General features: G+C 69.7%; 13 protein-coding genes. 3 read left to right on the forward strand and 10 right to left on the reverse strand.

The genetic code is table 11. The features are described from left to right. The first annotated feature begins 184 nt into the window (after window positions 1–184). From SK095_RS12960 to SK095_RS12970, 3 genes are read left to right on the forward strand one after another with little or no spacing between them, the layout of a single operon-like run. Window positions 185–1,369 (forward strand): efflux RND transporter periplasmic adaptor subunit, encoded by a 1,185-nt coding sequence (locus tag SK095_RS12960; RefSeq protein WP_320546515.1) that lies wholly within the window; start codon window positions 185–187, stop codon window positions 1,367–1,369. A 4-nt stretch (window positions 1,370–1,373) separates the two neighbouring features. Beyond that, the gene (locus tag SK095_RS12965) at window positions 1,374–2,594 is read left to right on the forward strand and encodes an ABC transporter permease (RefSeq protein ID WP_136491050.1); all 1,221 of its coding nucleotides are present in this window, start codon (window positions 1,374–1,376) and stop codon (window positions 2,592–2,594) included. Further along, on the forward strand, window positions 2,587–3,300 hold the full coding sequence (locus SK095_RS12970; protein WP_320546516.1) for an ABC transporter ATP-binding protein: 714 nt from the start codon (window positions 2,587–2,589) through the stop codon (window positions 3,298–3,300). Before SK095_RS12965 ends, SK095_RS12970 begins: the two co-directional genes overlap by 8 nt. A 52-nt stretch (window positions 3,301–3,352) precedes the next feature. On the opposite strand, the gene SK095_RS12975 is transcribed toward SK095_RS12970, so the two are convergent. The 10 genes from SK095_RS12975 to SK095_RS13020 all read right to left on the reverse strand — a co-directional run bounded on the left by SK095_RS12975 (window position 3,353) and on the right by SK095_RS13020 (window position 14,002). Then, a complete protein-coding gene (locus SK095_RS12975) occupies window positions 3,353–4,771 on the reverse strand; it encodes a homospermidine synthase (RefSeq protein WP_320546517.1) in 1,419 nt (472 codons plus the stop codon). Between the two features lie 121 nt (window positions 4,772–4,892). Next, on the reverse strand, window positions 4,893–5,822 hold the full coding sequence (locus tag SK095_RS12980) for an electron transfer flavoprotein subunit alpha/FixB family protein (RefSeq protein ID WP_320546518.1): 930 nt from the start codon (window positions 5,820–5,822) through the stop codon (window positions 4,893–4,895). Continuing rightward, window positions 5,822–6,571: an electron transfer flavoprotein subunit beta/FixA family protein gene (locus SK095_RS12985; RefSeq protein ID WP_320546519.1), complete on the reverse strand. Its 750-nt coding sequence runs from the start codon at window positions 6,569–6,571 to the stop codon at window positions 5,822–5,824. Before SK095_RS12985 ends, SK095_RS12980 begins: the two co-directional genes overlap by 1 nt. A gap of 16 nt (window positions 6,572–6,587) precedes the next feature. Beyond that, the gene (locus SK095_RS12990) at window positions 6,588–7,598 is read right to left on the reverse strand and encodes a branched-chain amino acid ABC transporter permease (RefSeq protein WP_136491051.1); all 1,011 of its coding nucleotides are present in this window, start codon (window positions 7,596–7,598) and stop codon (window positions 6,588–6,590) included. A 2-nt stretch (window positions 7,599–7,600) separates the two neighbouring features. Beyond that, window positions 7,601–8,488 (reverse strand): branched-chain amino acid ABC transporter permease, encoded by an 888-nt coding sequence (locus SK095_RS12995; protein ID WP_201487330.1) that lies wholly within the window; start codon window positions 8,486–8,488, stop codon window positions 7,601–7,603. Between the two features lie 98 nt (window positions 8,489–8,586). Beyond that, window positions 8,587–9,813 (reverse strand): ABC transporter substrate-binding protein, encoded by a 1,227-nt coding sequence (locus SK095_RS13000; protein WP_320546520.1) that lies wholly within the window; start codon window positions 9,811–9,813, stop codon window positions 8,587–8,589. A 106-nt stretch (window positions 9,814–9,919) separates the two neighbouring features. After that, entirely contained in the window at window positions 9,920–10,645 is a 726-nt protein-coding gene (locus tag SK095_RS13005) for an ABC transporter ATP-binding protein (RefSeq protein WP_201487332.1), read from the reverse strand. After that, entirely contained in the window at window positions 10,642–11,415 is a 774-nt protein-coding gene (locus SK095_RS13010) for an ABC transporter ATP-binding protein (RefSeq protein WP_136491042.1), read from the reverse strand. Before SK095_RS13010 ends, SK095_RS13005 begins: the two co-directional genes overlap by 4 nt. A gap of 131 nt (window positions 11,416–11,546) precedes the next feature. After that, window positions 11,547–12,140 carry a peroxidase-related enzyme gene (locus tag SK095_RS13015; protein WP_320546521.1) on the reverse strand — a complete coding sequence of 198 codons (594 nt, stop codon included), beginning with the start codon at window positions 12,138–12,140 and terminating at the stop codon, window positions 11,547–11,549. A 182-nt stretch (window positions 12,141–12,322) separates the two neighbouring features. Next, on the reverse strand, window positions 12,323–14,002 hold the full coding sequence (locus SK095_RS13020) for an AMP-binding protein (protein ID WP_320546522.1): 1,680 nt from the start codon (window positions 14,000–14,002) through the stop codon (window positions 12,323–12,325). Window positions 14,003–14,215: the final 213 nt, after the last annotated feature.

The following is a 14,215-nucleotide window of genomic DNA, read 5'->3' on the forward strand; positions in this document are numbered from 1 at the left end:
GGCCCTGCCGCACGGCATGATCGCTCCCATGCACCTGCGTGGGGGCGCAAGCGCTGGACGCTGCGCGCCCCGGCGATGCCCGCTCCGGGCGCCCCTGCGACGCTCGACCTGTAGCCTCCCGCCCGCTTTTCTCGCACACTGCCCGCCATAGCTGCCGCCCTACGGCCCTGTCAGGGAGTGATCCGTGTCGTCCGCCCTCCGCCCCCGTCCCGTTCTCCTCCTGCTCCTGCTGCCGCTCGCCCTGCTGCTGTTGCTCGCCTGGCGCCACTGGCAGGGGCCGCCGCTGCCCGGCTACCGGCTGGAGACGCGCCCGCTGGTGCAGCGCGTGGTGGCCAGCGGCGAGGTCAGCAGCCAGTCGCTGGCGCGCATCGGCAGCGAGCTGACCGGCGTGGTCAGGGCCCGCCATGTGCGCGAGGGCGATGCGGTCAAGCCCGGCGACCTGCTGCTGGAGCTGGACGACCGCGAGCAGCGGGCCCGCCTGGGCGAGGCCGAGGCGGCGCTGCGCCAGCTGATCGACGCCGAGCGCCCGCAGGCGCGCGCGGCGCTGCGCGAGGCCGAGAGCCAGCTGCAGCGCGCCGGCAGCGAGCGCCAGCGGCGCGAGACGCTGTTCGCCCGCCAGCTGCTGTCCGCCGAGGCCCGCGACCAGGCCCGCCACGCCGAGGTGGCCGCGCGCGCCGCCCGCGACCGCGCGCAGCTGGCCGCCGCCGCCCTGGCCGAGGGCGGCAGCGCCGAGCAGCAGGCACGCCAGCGCGTGGAACAGGCGCGCAGCGCGCTGGCCAGGACGAAGATCCACGCTCAGGTCGAAGGCAGCGTGCAGACCCGCAACGTCGAGCCCGGCGACCTGGTGCGCCCGGGCGATACCCTGCTGGAAATCGCCCGCCAGGGCAGCCAGGAGATCCTCCTGCCGCTGGACGAGAAGAGCCTCGCCCCGCTCGCCCTCGGCCAGAGCGCGCAGGTGATCGCCGACGCCTTTCCCGAGCGGGTGCTGGCCGCGCGGGTCGCCTGGCTGGCCCCGGCGGTCGACCCGGCGCGCGGCACCCTCGACGTGCACCTCGACCTGGCCGAGCCGGCCGGCTTCCTGCGCCAGGGCATGACCGTCTCGGTGAGCATCGAGACCGCACGCCGCGAGCGCGCCCTGGTGATCGCCAACGACGCCCTGCGCGCGGTCGCCGGCGGGCGCGCCGAGGTGCTGCGCGTGCGCGGCGGCGAGGTCGAGCGGGTCGCGGTGACCCTCGGCCTGCGCGGCACCGCGCTCAGCGAGGTGGTCGAGGGCCTGGCCGAGGGCGATGCGGTGCTCGCCGCCGACGCCGAGCCCGGCCAGCGCGTGCGCGTGCGCAAGCAGCCGCTGCCGGCCGGCGTGGCGGAGTGAGGCCATGCGCCTGATCGACACCCAGTGGGTCGAATGGAAGATCGCCCTGCGCTTCCTCGCCGACAACCGCCTGCAGAGCCTGCTGATCATCGTCGGCATCGCCGTCGGCTCGGCGGTGATCGTGTTCATCACCGCGCTGATCACCGGCCTGCAGGCCAACGTCATCGAACGCACCCTCGGCACCCAGGCGCACATCCGCATCCTGCCGCCGGACGAGGTCAACCGCGTGCCGCCGCCGCAAGACGGTGCCGTGGCGCTGACCCTGGAAAGCCCGCGCGCCCAGCGCCTGCGCACCATCGTCAACTGGCCCGACGTGCGCGACGTCCTCGACCAGCAGCCGCAGCTGCGCGCGGTGTCGCCGCTGATCAGCGGCCCGGCCATCGCCCGCCGCGGCGTGGCGCGCGCCTCGGTGGCCCTGCTCGGCATCGACCCCGCGCGCTACCAGCGCATCATCCCCATCGAGCCGCACCTGATCGCCGGACGCTTCCGGGTCGAGGCCGGCCATGCGGTGATCGGCAAGGAGCTGGCCGAGGATCTCGGCCTGGGCATCGGCGACAAGCTGCGCCTGGACGCCGGCGAGGGCCGCGAGGCGGTGGTCGACGTTTCCGGCATCTTCGAGCTGGAAGTGCGCGAGCTGGACGCGCGCTACGTCTACCTCGACCTCAAGCAGGCGCAGACCCTGCTCGACCTGCCCGGCGGGGTGACTGTGATCGAGACCGCGGTGCAGCAGATCTTCCAGGCCGAGGCCATCGCCACGCGCCTGGCGCGCCTCACCGGGCTCAAGGCGGAAAGCTGGATGGCCACCAACGGCCAGCTGCTCAACGCGCTGCGCTCGCAGACCATGACCACCCAGATGATCCGCCTGTTCGTCGGCCTGTCGGTGGCCTTCGGCATCGCCAGCGTGCTGGCGGTCAGCGTGGTGCAGCGCACCCGCGAGATCGGCATCCTGCGCGCCATGGGCAGCCCGCGCGGGCAGATCCTGCGCGTGTTCCTCCTGCAGGGCGGTCTGCTCGGCCTGGCCGGCTCCGGCCTCGGCGGACTGGTCGGCTGGTCGCTGGTGCAGGTGTTCAACGTGTTCGGCCCCGGGCTGTTCTTCATCCCGGTCGACCCGACGCTGATTCCCACGGCCATGGCGGTGGCCACCGTCACCGGGGTGCTGGCCGCGGCCATGCCGGCGCGCCGCGCGGCCCGTTACGACCCGGCAGTGGCGATCCGCTATGTCTGAATTCGAACGCGACCAGGAAGTGCTGCGCCTGGCCGGTCTGTGCAAGGCCTACAACCCCGGCACGCCGCTGGAGCAGCAGGTGCTGCACGACATCGACCTGCGTCTGGTGCGCGGCGAGCTGACCGCGCTGATCGGCCCGTCCGGCTCGGGCAAGAGCACCCTGCTCAACCTCATCGGCCTGCTCGATTCGCCCACCGCCGGCGAGCTGTACCTGCTCGGCCAGCCGACCCGCGAGCTGGACGACGGCGCGCGCACCCGCCTGCGCAACGAGGCGATCGGCTTCGTGTTCCAGTTCCACCACCTGATCCCGGCGTTCAGCGTGCTGGACAACGTGCTGATGCCGCTGATGATCCGCCACGGCAAGCCGCGCGCCGAGGACCGCGAGCTGGCCCTCGAGCTGCTGCACGCGGTCGGCCTGGCCGGCTTCGCCGCCAGCAAGGCCAACCGCATCTCCGGCGGCCAGCAGCAGCGGGTGGCCATCGCCCGCGCGCTGGTGACCCGCCCGGCGCTGCTGCTGGCCGACGAGCCGACCGGCAACCTCGACACCAGGACCGCGGAAAGCGTGTTCGCCCTGTTCCGCCGCTTCAACCGCGAGTTCGGCTGCGCGGTGCTGGTGGTCACCCACGACCCGCGCCTGGCGGCCAGCTGCGCGCGCACCGTGCAGTTGGTCGACGGGCGCATCGTCAGCGACCAGCTGAATGGCTGAGTAGGGTGCGCCGTGCGCACCAAGGCGCTACCCATGGTGCACACGGCGCACCCTACTGCACGCGGAAATTCTTGAACTGCCAGGGATCGTCCGTGTCGAGGTCCTCGTCGAACAGCCAGCCGCGCCCCTCCAGCGGCGTCCAGTCGCTGAACGCGCCGACCAGCTCGCCGAGGTAGGGCCGGCAGAAGTCGAGGATCTCCTCGAAGGGCATCTCGTCGGGCTCGACCACCCCGCAGGCCGGGTTGCGCATCGCCCAGAGCACCCCGGCGACAACGCCCACCGTCACCTGCAGGCTGGTCGGGCCGTTGGCCGGACACAGCGCACGGGCCTGCTCGACGGACAGCCGCGAGCCGTACCAGTAGGCTCCGTCGTCGTGACCGAGCAGCAGCACGCCCAGCTCGTCGACGCCGGAGACGATACCGTCGCGCAGCACGCGTAGCCGCGGCTGCAGCTGCCAGTTGCGCCCGGCCAGTTCGTCCAGCGACAGCACGGTGTCGTCGCAGGGGTGATAGGCATAGAGCACGGTCGGCCGGTACTCGGGGGCATCGTCCGTGCCCAGGGTGAAGTAGTCGGCGATGGAGATCGCCTCGCCGTGGCTGATCAGGAAGCCGTGGTAAGGACCGGCCAGCGGCGTCCAGCTGCGCACCCGGGTGGCCGCGCCCGGACGCTCCAGGTAGATGGCCGCCTGGCTGCCCCCGGCGTGGCGACGGCCGTCGGCGGGCAGGTGACGCTCGTGGCTGCCCCAGCCCAGCTCGACCGGCTGCAGCAGCTCGCTGACGAAGCCGGGCACCGACCAGGTGTTGACGAACTCGTCCGGCACCTTGCGCTGGCGGTCCACCTGCCAGTCGCGCTCGGCGACGTGGATGACGCGCACGCCCAGGCGCTGCGCCAGGCGCGCCCACTCCGTGCGGCTGGCCGGCGCCGGCTGCGCCATGCCGTTGCCGGCGGCCAGTTCGAGCAGCGCCATCTTCACCAGGTGCGATACCAGCCCCGGATTGGCACCGTGGGCCAGCACCGCGGTCGGCCCGGGCACATCGCTCCGGCGCAGCGCCAGCGCCGCCTCGCGCAGGGCGTAGTTGCTGCGCTGCGCCGCCGGCAGGCGGCGGTCGACGTAACCGCCGGCCCAGGGCTCGATGCAGGCGTCCAGATAGAGGGCGCCGCGCTCGCGGCACAGCGCGATCAGCGCCACGCTGCTGACGTCCACCGACAGGTTGAGCAGGAAGTCGCCCGGATCGAGCAGCGGCTCGAGCGCCGTGCGGTAGTTGGCCGGGGTGAGCGCCAGCTGGCGATGGGCGATGCCGGCCTGCTCGGCCGCGGCGAAACCCTCGGCGTCGGCGGCGAGAATCACCAGCTGCGCCGGGCGCAGGGCGATGTGGCGCAGCAGCAGCGGCAGCACCCCCTGGCCGATGCAGCCGAAGCCGAGCAGGACGATGCGCCCGGCGAACGCCTGACGCTGATGCGAAGTGTCCAATGGCCGTCCCCCTTCCTGGCATTCCTAGCATAGGCCTCAGTATAGGAAGCGGGACGCGAGCGGGAGGGAAGACGGCCCTGGGGTGTGCCGGCCGCCCTGCGGGCGACCGGCATGGCCGGGCTCAGAGCGCGCGGCCGAGCTCCGGCACCGCCTCGAACAGGTCGGCGACCAGGCCGTAGTCGGCGACCTGGAAGATCGGCGCTTCCTCGTCCTTGTTGATCGCCACGATCACCTTGGAGTCCTTCATCCCCGCCAGGTGCTGGATGGCACCGGAGATGCCGACGGCGATGTACAGCTCGGGGGCGACTATCTTGCCGGTCTGCCCCACCTGCATGTCGTTGGGTACGAAACCGGCATCGACCGCCGCGCGCGAGGCGCCCACCGCGGCGCCGAGCTGGTCGGCCACCCGATACAGCAGCTGGAAGTTGTCGCCGTTCTGCAGGCCGCGACCGCCGGAGACGACGATCTTCGCCGCGGTCAGCTCGGGACGCTCGGACTGCGCCAGCTCCGCGCCGACGAAGCAGGAAATCCCGTAGTCCTCGCCACAGGCCAGGGTCTCGATCGCGGCGCTGCCGCCCGTGGCGGCCACCGCGTCGAAGCCGGTGGCGCGCACGCTGATGACCTTGACCGCCGCGCTGGACTGCACGGTGGCGATGGCGTTGCCGGCGTAGATCGGCCGCTGGAAGGTGTCGGCACTGACGACCTTGATGATCTCGGAGATCTGCTCGACGTCGAGCAGCGCGGCGACCCGCGGCAGGACGTTCTTGCCGTTGCTGGTGGCCGGCGCCAGCACGTGGCTGTAGGCGCGGCCCAGCTCGGCCAGCAGCGGCGCGAGGTTCTCCGGCAGCTGGTGGGCATAGGCCGGGGCATCGGCGACCAGCACCTTGCTCACCCCGGCGAGCTGGGCCGCGGCGGCGGCCACCGCGCCGCAGCCCTGGCCGGCGACCAGCAGGTGGATGTCGCCGCCGATCTGACTGGCGGCCGCGAGGGTGTTGAGGGTGGCCGCGGCCAGCGCGGCATTGTTGTGCTCGGCGAGTACCAGGATAGCCATCAGATCACCTTCGCTTCGTTCTTCAGTTTGTCGACCAGCTCGGCCACCGAGCCGACCTTGATCCCGGCCTTGCGCGCGGCCGGGGCCTCGACCTTGAGCACCTTCACCGTGGAGGCGGTGGACACGCCGAGCGCCTCGGGCGTCAGCACGTCCAGCGGCTTCTTCTTGGCCTTCATGATGTTGGGCAGCGAGGCATAGCGCGGCTCGTTGAGGCGCAGGTCGGTGGTGACGATGGCCGGCAGTTTCAGCGCAACGGTCTGCAGGCCGCCGTCGATCTCGCGGGTGACGCGGGCCTGTTCGCCGGCGATCTCCAGCCTGGAGGCGAAGGTGCCCTGGGCGAAGCCGGTCAGCGCAGCGAGCATCTGCCCGGTCTGGTTGTTGTCGCTGTCGATGGCCTGCTTGCCGAGGATCACCAGCTGCGGCTGCTCCTTGTCGACCACCGCCTTGAGCAGCTTGGCCACCGCCAGCGAGCCGAGCTCGGCAGCACTCTCGACCAGCACGGCGCGGTCGGCGCCGAGGGCCAGGGCGGTGCGCAGCTGCTCCTGGGCGGCGTTCGGGCCGACCGAGACCACCACCACCTCGCTGGCGATGCCCCTTTCCTTGAGGCGCACCGCCTCTTCCACGGCGATCTCGCAGAACGGATTCATCGCCATCTTGACGTTGGCCAGGTCGACGCCGGAGCCGTCGGCCTTGACGCGGACCTTGACGTTGTAGTCCACCACGCGTTTCACGGTCACGAGGATCTTCATCGGTTGCCTCTTGTTGTCACTTGAAGTTGCGGCGAATCAGCTTCTGCACCCAGCCGACGATGCCGGCGCGGAACAGCAGCACGCAGAGCACGAAGATCACCCCGAGGATGACGTGCACCCAGTCGCCCAGCGGGCCGTTGGACAGGTAGCTCTGCAGGGTCACCACCACGCCGGCGCCGACCAGCGGGCCGAGCACGGTGCCGACGCCGCCGAGCAGGGTCATCAGGATCACCTCGCCGGACATGTGCCAGTGGGCGTCGGTCAGCGAGGCCAGCTGGAACACCACGGTCTTGGTCGCCCCGGCCAGGCCGGTGAGGGTGGCGGAGATGACGAAGGCCAGCAGCTTGTGGGCGGCGACGTTGTAGCCGAGGGAGATGGCGCGCGGCTCGTTGTCGCGGATCGCCTTGAGCACCTGGCCGTAGGGCGAGTGGATAGTGCGCTGGATCACCGCGAAGCCGAACACGAACACCGCCAGCACGAAGTAGTACATCGCCAGGTTGCTCTTCAGGTCGATCAGGCCGAACAGCTCGCCGCGCGGCACGCCCTGCAGGCCGTTCTCGCCGCCGGTGAACGGCGCCTGGACGAACAGGAAGAACACCAGCTGCGCCAGCGCCAGGGTGATCATGGCGAAATAGATGCCCTGGCGGCGGATCGCCAGCAGGCCGAAGCCCAGGCCGAGCACGCCCGAGGCCACCGTGCCGGCAAGGATGCCCAGCTCGGTGGACAGCCCCGAGTACTGGCTGAGCAGGTAGCCGGTGACGTAGCCGCCGGTGGCGAGGAAGGCGGCGTGGCCGAAGGACAGCAGCCCCGCGTAGCCGAGCAGCAGGTTGAAGGCGCAGGCGAACAGGGCGAAGCACAGCAGCTTCATCAGGAACACCGGGTACACCGCCAGCGGGGCGACCAGCGCCACGCCGAGCAGCACCAGGTAGCCGACCAGCTTGCGCCGCTGCTGCGCGCGACGGCGCTCCAGCTCGACCTGCGGATGGGCGACGGCCGCGGCCGCCTGAATGTTTTCCAGACTCGACATGCTCATGCCTCCTTCCCGAACAGTCCCGCCGGGCGGAACAGCAGGACGATCACCATCACCAGGAACACCACGGTGCTGGCCGCCTGCGGATAGAACACCTTGGTCAGGCCCTCGATCAGGCCCATGGCCAGACCGGTGACGATGGCGCCCATGATCGAGCCCATGCCGCCGATCACCACCACGGCGAACACCACGATCAGCAGGTTGGCGCCCATGGTCGGGCTGACCGGGTAGATCGGCGCGGCGAGCACCCCGGCGAAGGCGGCCAGCGCCACGCCGTAGCCGTAGGTCAGGGTGATCAACAGCGGCACGTTGATGCCGAAGGCCTGCATCAGCTTGGGGTTCTCGGTGCCGGCGCGCAGGTAGGAGCCGAGGCGCGTGCGCTCGATCATGTACCAGGTGGCAATGCACACCACCAGCGCGGCCACCACCACCCAGGCGCGGTAGGTGGGCAGGAACATGAAGCCGAGGTTGACGCCGCCCTTGAGCAGCTCGGGCATCGGGTAGGAGGCCCCGGACACGCCGAACAGCTTGACGAAGCTGCCCTCGACGATCAGCGCCAGGCCGAAGGTCAGCAGCAGGCCGTAGAGGTGGTCCTCGCCGGCGATGCGCCGCAGCAGGTGGCGCTCGACGGCCATGCCGATGGCACCGACCAAGAGCGGCGACAGCACCAGCGCCACCCAGTAGTTGACGCCCAGGTAGTTGAGGCCGAGCAGCGCGGCGAAGGCGCCGAGCATGTACAGCGCACCGTGGGCGAAGTTGATGATGCGCAGCAGGCCGAAGATGATCGCCAGGCCGAGGCTGAGCAGCGCGTAGAAGGCGCCGTTGATCAGGCCGAGCAGCAGCTGGCCGAGCAGCACGCCCAGGGGAATACCGAATACGAGAGTCATGAGTCACCACCCACAGGAAGTCCGCGACACCCGGCCGCGCGGGCCGGGTGGATGGCTCGCTCCCGCACGCACTCAGGCGCGCGGGAGCCGGCGGTCGATCAGTTCTTCGCCACCCGATCCTTGACCAGCTTGCACTGGCTCTCGCTCAGCGGGCGGAAAGCCTGGTCGCCGGGGATGGTGCTGACGATCTTGTACAGGTCCCACTCGCCCTTCGACTCGGCCGGGGTCTTCACCTGGGCCAGGTACATGTCGTGGACCATGCGGCCGTCCTCGCGGATCTTGCCGCCCTTGGCGAACATGTCGTTGACCGGGGTGGCGGCCATCTTGGCGCGCACGGTGGTGGTGTCGTCGCTGCCGGTTTCCTTGACCGCGTTGAGGTAGTGCATGGTCGCCGAGTAGACGCCGGCCTGGGACATGGTCGGCATGCTGCCGACGCGCTCGAAGTAGCGCTTGGCCCAGGCGCGGGTCTCGTCGTTCATGTCCCAGTACCAGCCGGTGGTCAGCATCAGGCCCTGGGTGACGTCCAGGCCCATGGCGTGGATGTCGTTGAGGAACACCAGCATGCCGGCCAGCGTCTGCCCGGACTGGGTGACGCCGAACTGGCTGGCGGTCTTCAGCGCGTTGACGGTGTCGGCGCCGGCGTTGGCCAGCGCCACCACCTGGGCGCCGGAGCCCTGGGCCTGGAGGATGTAGGAGGAGAAGTCCTGGCTGGGGAACGGATGGCGCACGGTGCCGACCACGCTGCCGCCGCCACCGGTCACCACCTTGGTGATGTCCGCCTCGAGGGCATGCCCGAAGGCATAGTCGGCGGTCAGCATGTACCAGCTCTTGCCGCCGGATTCGAGCACCGCCTTGGCGGTGCCGTTGGCCAGCGCGTAGGTGTCGTAGGTCCAGTGGATATGGTTGGGCGAGCAGGATTCGTTGGTGATGCCCGAGGAGGCGGCGCCGGAGATCAGCGCCAGCTTGTCGGCCTGCTCGACCACCTTGACCGCCGCCAGCACCACCGAGGAGGCGACCAGGCCGGTCACCATGTCGACGTTGCGCTCGTCGACCCACTGGCGCACGGTGTTGGCGCCGACGTCCGGCTTGTTGAGGTCGTCGGCGTTGAAGATGACGATCTTCTTGCCGTCGACGTTGCCGCCGAAATCCTCCACCGCCATCTTCAGCGCCTCCAGGCCACCGGGACCGGCGAGGTCGCGGTAGGTGCCGGACATGTCGGCGAGGTAGCCGATGCGGATCTCGTCGTCGCTGACCGCCGCCTGCGCGCTGCCGGCGATCAGGCTGGAGACGAGCAGAGCGGTTGCGGTCTTCTGGAATACCTTCATGTGTTCACCCACTGTTCCATGGTTATTGTTGTGGTACAGACGAGCAGACCGACGGAAGCCCGCCGGCGCGTGCGCGCCGGGCAGGTGCCGCGGGGTATTACGGGGTTCAGACGCCCAGACAGGTGTTGAGCAGTTCCTTCTTCGCCGGCAGTTCGGCGGCGCTGATCTCCTCGACGATCTGGCCGTGCTCCATCAGGTAGTGGCGGTCGGCCAGCGGCGCGGCGAAGCGGAAGTTCTGTTCGACCAGGACGATGGTCAGGCCCTTGTCCTTGAGCTTGAGCAGCACCTCGCCGAGCTTCTGCACGATCACCGGGGCGAGGCCCTCGGTGATCTCGTCGAGCAGCAGCAGGTTGGCGCCGGTGCGCAGGATGCGCGCCATGGCCAGCATCTGCTGCTCGCCGCCGGACAGCCGGGTGCCCTGGCTGAAGCGGCGCTCGTAGAGGTTGGGGAACATCTCGTAGATCTCGTCGAGGCTCATGCCGCCGCTGCGCACGGTGGGCGGCAGCAGCAGGTTCTCCTCGACGTTGAGGCTGGCGAAGATGCCGCGCTCCTCGGGGCAGTAGCCGACGCCCAGGCGCGGGATCATGTGCGCGGCGACGCCGATGGTCTCGTTGCCGTTGATCATGATCGAGCCGGTGCGCCGGCCGACCAGGTTCATGATCGCGCGCAGGGTGGTGGTGCGCCCGGCGCCGTTGCGCCCGAGCAGGGTCACCAGCTCGCCGCGGCGCACCAAGAGATCGATGCCGTGGAGGATGTGCGACTCGCCGTAGAAGGCGTGCAGGTCGCTGAGGCGCAGCTGTTCAAAATCCGGATTGGTGTGCAGGCTGGTCATGCGTGGGCCTCCTCGGCGGCGGCCTCGCTGCCCAGGTACGCCTCGCGCACCTGCGGGTTGGCGGAAACGGTGGCGTAGTCGCCCTCGGCGAGGATCGAGCCGCGCGCCAGCACGGTGAGGCGGTCGCACAGGCGGCTGACCACGCTGAGGTTGTGCTCGACCATCACCACGGTGCGGCCGACCGCGGCGCGGCGCACCAGGCCGACCACCATGTCGACGTCCTCGTGGCCCATGCCCTGGGTCGGCTCGTCGAGCAGCAGCACCTTGGGCTCCAGGGCCAGGGTGGTGGCCAGCTCGAGGGCGCGCTTGCGGCCGTAGGGCAGCTCGATGGTCAGGGTATCGGCGAAGGACAGCAGGTCGACCTCGGCGAGCAGTTGCTCGGCGCGTTCGTTGAGCGCATCCAGGCAGCGCGCCGGCTTCCAGAAATGGAAGGAGTTGCCCTCGCGCTGCTGCAGGGCCACGCGCACGTTGTCGCGCACGCTCATGTGGCCGAACACGGCGGAGATCTGGAACGAGCGCACCAGGCCCAGGCGGGCGATCTCGTTGGGCTTCATGCCGGTGATCGGCTGGCCGTAGTAGAGGATCTCGCCGCGGGTCGGGGTGAGGAACTTGGTGAGCAGGTTGAACACGGTGGTCTTGCCGGCCCCGTTGGGACCGATCAGCGCGTGGATATGGCCCTTCTGCACACGCAGATCGACCGAGTCCACCGCGGTGAAGCCGCGGAATTCCTTGGTCAGGCCGCGTGTTTCCAGCACGAACTCTGGTGCCATGGGGTGCCCTCTAACCTTGATTGTTTTTGTTGGATGAGGCGCAGGCCTTGGTGGCCTTTACGTAAACGTTAACAGCATGGAGCGGCGGGCGGCAAGCGCCATTCGTACGCCTTTAGTGCAGTGCAACGTGATCAGCTGCGCGATTCGCGCGGCAGACGGCCCATCAGGTAGAACTCGTCGTTGGGCGGCGTGCCGGCCAGCGACACCAGGCGGTTGGACAGGCTGAAGAAGGCGGCGACGGCGCCGATGTCCCAGATGTCGTTCCGGCTGAAACCGACCGCCTGCAGGCGCGCCTGCCAGGCATCGTCGAGCACGCCGTGCTCGAAGCTCAGGTGCATGGCGAAGTCGAGCATCACCCGCTGGCGTTCGCCGATGGCGGCCGTGCGGTGGTTGATGGCGAGCTGGTCGGCCAGCTGCGGATCCTTGCTGCGGATGCGCAGCACCGCGCCGTGCGCCACCACGCAGTACAGACAGCCGTGGCGGGCGCTGGTGGCCACCACGATCATCTCCTTCTCGGCCACCGTCAGGCTGTCGGATTCGCGCTCCATCAGCGCGTCGTGCCAGGCGAAGAAGGCGCGGAACTCGTCGGGGCGGTGCGCCAGCATGAGGAACACGTTGGGCACGAAGCCGGCCTTGTCCTGCACGGCGAGGATGCGCTCGCGCAGGTCCTGCGGCAGCTCGTCGAGGGACTCGGGAACGGGGAAGCGGCTGATCGAAGCGGTCATGCAATGGTCCTTCATCGGTCGGGTTGATGGTGCCCACGCTCCCGCGTGGGCACCCGGCATGCGGGCGCTCCTGCGCCCGTGCTCACGCGGGGGCACGCGGAGCGTCCGGGCGGCGTACCGTCGGGCGGCGCTCCGCGGCGGCGTTCCCACGCGGAGCGCAGGAACGATCGGCGCAGCGCCGCTCAGTGCGGGTTGATGCCCAGCTCCACCACGCTGATCTCGCGCATGCGGAACTTCTGCACCTTGCCGCTGATGGTCATCGGGAAGTCGCTGACGAACTTGATGTGCCGCGGGATCTTGAAGTGGGCGATGCGGCCCTTGCAGTACTCGCGCAGCGCCTCGGCCTCGACCGCGTGCCCCGGATGCAGCTTGACCCAGGCGACGATCTCCTCGCCGTACTTGCTGTCCGGCACGCCGATCACCTGCACGTCGGCCACCGCCGCGTGGGTGAACAGGAACTCCTCGATCTCGCGCGGGTACACGTTCTCGCCGCCGCGGATGATCATGTCCTTGTTGCGGCCGACGATGCGGATGTAGCCCTCGTCGTCCATCACCGCCAGGTCGCCGGTGTGCATCCAGCGCGCGCCGTCGATGGCCTCGCGGGTGGCCTCGGGGTTGTTCCAGTAGCCGAGCATCACGCTGTAGCCGCGGGTGCACAGCTCGCCGATCTGCCCGCGCGGCACCACGCGACCGTGCTCGTCGACGATCTTGCTCTCCAGGTGCGGCTGGGTGCGGCCGACGCTGGTGACGCGGCGCTCCAGATCGTCGGCCGGGCCGGTCTGGGTCGATACCGGGCTGGTCTCGGTCATGCCGTAGGCGATCTGCACCTCGCTCATGTGCATCTCGGCGATCACCCGCTTCATCACCTCGATCGGGCAGGTGGCGCCGGCCATGATGCCGGTGCGCAGGCTGGACAGGTCCATGCCGGCACGCTCGGGGTGGTCGAGCATGGCGATGAACATGGTCGGCACGCCGTACAGCGCGGTGGCGCGCTCCTCGGCCACCGCCTGCAGGGCGGCCAGCGGCTCGAAGGCGGCGCTCGGGTAGATCATGGTGCTGCCGTGGGTCAGGCAGCCGATGTTGCCCATCACCATGCCGAAGCAGTGGTACAGCGGCACCGGGATGACCAGACGGTCCTGCTCGGTGAGGCCGAGGCTCTCGCCGACCATGTAGCCGTTGTTGAGGATGTTGTAGTGGCTGAGGGTGGCGCCCTTGGGGAAGCCGGTGGTGCCGGAGGTGTACTGGATGTTGATCGGCTCGTCGAACTGCAGCTGCTCGCCGCACTGGCGCAGCTGCTCGGGGCCGACCTGCTCGGCCATGGCCTGCAGCTGCTGCCAGCCGAGCATGCCGTCGGCCGGTTGCGCGCCGAGGCTGATAACCCCGCGCAGCTCCGGCAGCATGTGGCTGTGCAGCGCGCCGGTGGCGCTGGTGGCCAGCTCGGGCAGCAGCTCGCCGAGCATGGCGTGGTAGTCGGAGGTCTTGAAGGTGTCGGCGCAGATCAGCCAGCGGCAGCCGGACTGTTTGAGCGCGTACTCCAGCTCGTTGAGCCGGTAGGCGGGGTTGATGTTGACCAGGATGACGCCGGCCTTGGCGCTGGCGAACTGGGCGATGGTCCACTCGGCACGGTTCGGCGACCAGATGCCCAGGCGCTCGCCCGGCTGCAGGCCGAGGGCGATGAAGGCACGCGCGCAGCGGTCGACCGCCTCGCCCAGCTGGGCCCAGCTGTAGCGCAGGCCCTGGTCGCGCACCACCAGCGCCTCGCGCTCGGGGAAACGGGAAACCGTCTGATCGAAGGCTGCACCGATGGTCATGGCCAGCAGCGGTTTCTCCTGCGGTCCGCAGGTGTAGCTCGGAAGATTCATAGAATCCCTCAGTCTTATGTTTGTTATGAGGTTTGCCACTTCTGAGACTTGCTGTCCCGGGGCGACCGGGGTTGTTGACAGTCGCCGCGGGGTTTGTTTACGTTAACGTAAAGGTTACCGACTGACAACCCACCCCGGAACGGCAGGCGCCGGACTGGAACGGGGGCTCCGGGAGCAGCGCACCGGTTACCGTACTAACCTGCAAACCGCACA

Origin of the sequence: Pseudomonas sp. AN-1 (assembly GCF_034057115.1) — a bacterium.
Taxonomy (GTDB): domain Bacteria; phylum Pseudomonadota; class Gammaproteobacteria; order Pseudomonadales; family Pseudomonadaceae; genus Geopseudomonas.

Coding starts and splice junctions, on each gene's coding strand:
- SK095_RS12970 (WP_320546516.1), top strand. CDS start 2,587: ATGTCTGAATTCGAACGCGACCAGGAAGTGCTGCGCCTGGCCGGTCTG.
- SK095_RS13020 (WP_320546522.1), bottom strand. CDS start 14,002: ATGAATCTTCCGAGCTACACCTGCGGACCGCAGGAGAAACCGCTGCTG.
- SK095_RS12990 (WP_136491051.1), bottom strand. CDS start 7,598: ATGTCGAGTCTGGAAAACATTCAGGCGGCCGCGGCCGTCGCCCATCCG.
- SK095_RS12965 (WP_136491050.1), top strand. CDS start 1,374: ATGCGCCTGATCGACACCCAGTGGGTCGAATGGAAGATCGCCCTGCGC.
- SK095_RS12985 (WP_320546519.1), bottom strand. CDS start 6,571: ATGAAGATCCTCGTGACCGTGAAACGCGTGGTGGACTACAACGTCAAG.
- SK095_RS13005 (WP_201487332.1), bottom strand. CDS start 10,645: ATGACCAGCCTGCACACCAATCCGGATTTTGAACAGCTGCGCCTCAGC.
- SK095_RS13015 (WP_320546521.1), bottom strand. CDS start 12,140: ATGACCGCTTCGATCAGCCGCTTCCCCGTTCCCGAGTCCCTCGACGAG.
- SK095_RS13010 (WP_136491042.1), bottom strand. CDS start 11,415: ATGGCACCAGAGTTCGTGCTGGAAACACGCGGCCTGACCAAGGAATTC.
- SK095_RS12995 (WP_201487330.1), bottom strand. CDS start 8,488: ATGACTCTCGTATTCGGTATTCCCCTGGGCGTGCTGCTCGGCCAGCTG.
- SK095_RS13000 (WP_320546520.1), bottom strand. CDS start 9,813: ATGAAGGTATTCCAGAAGACCGCAACCGCTCTGCTCGTCTCCAGCCTG.
- SK095_RS12980 (WP_320546518.1), bottom strand. CDS start 5,822: ATGGCTATCCTGGTACTCGCCGAGCACAACAATGCCGCGCTGGCCGCG.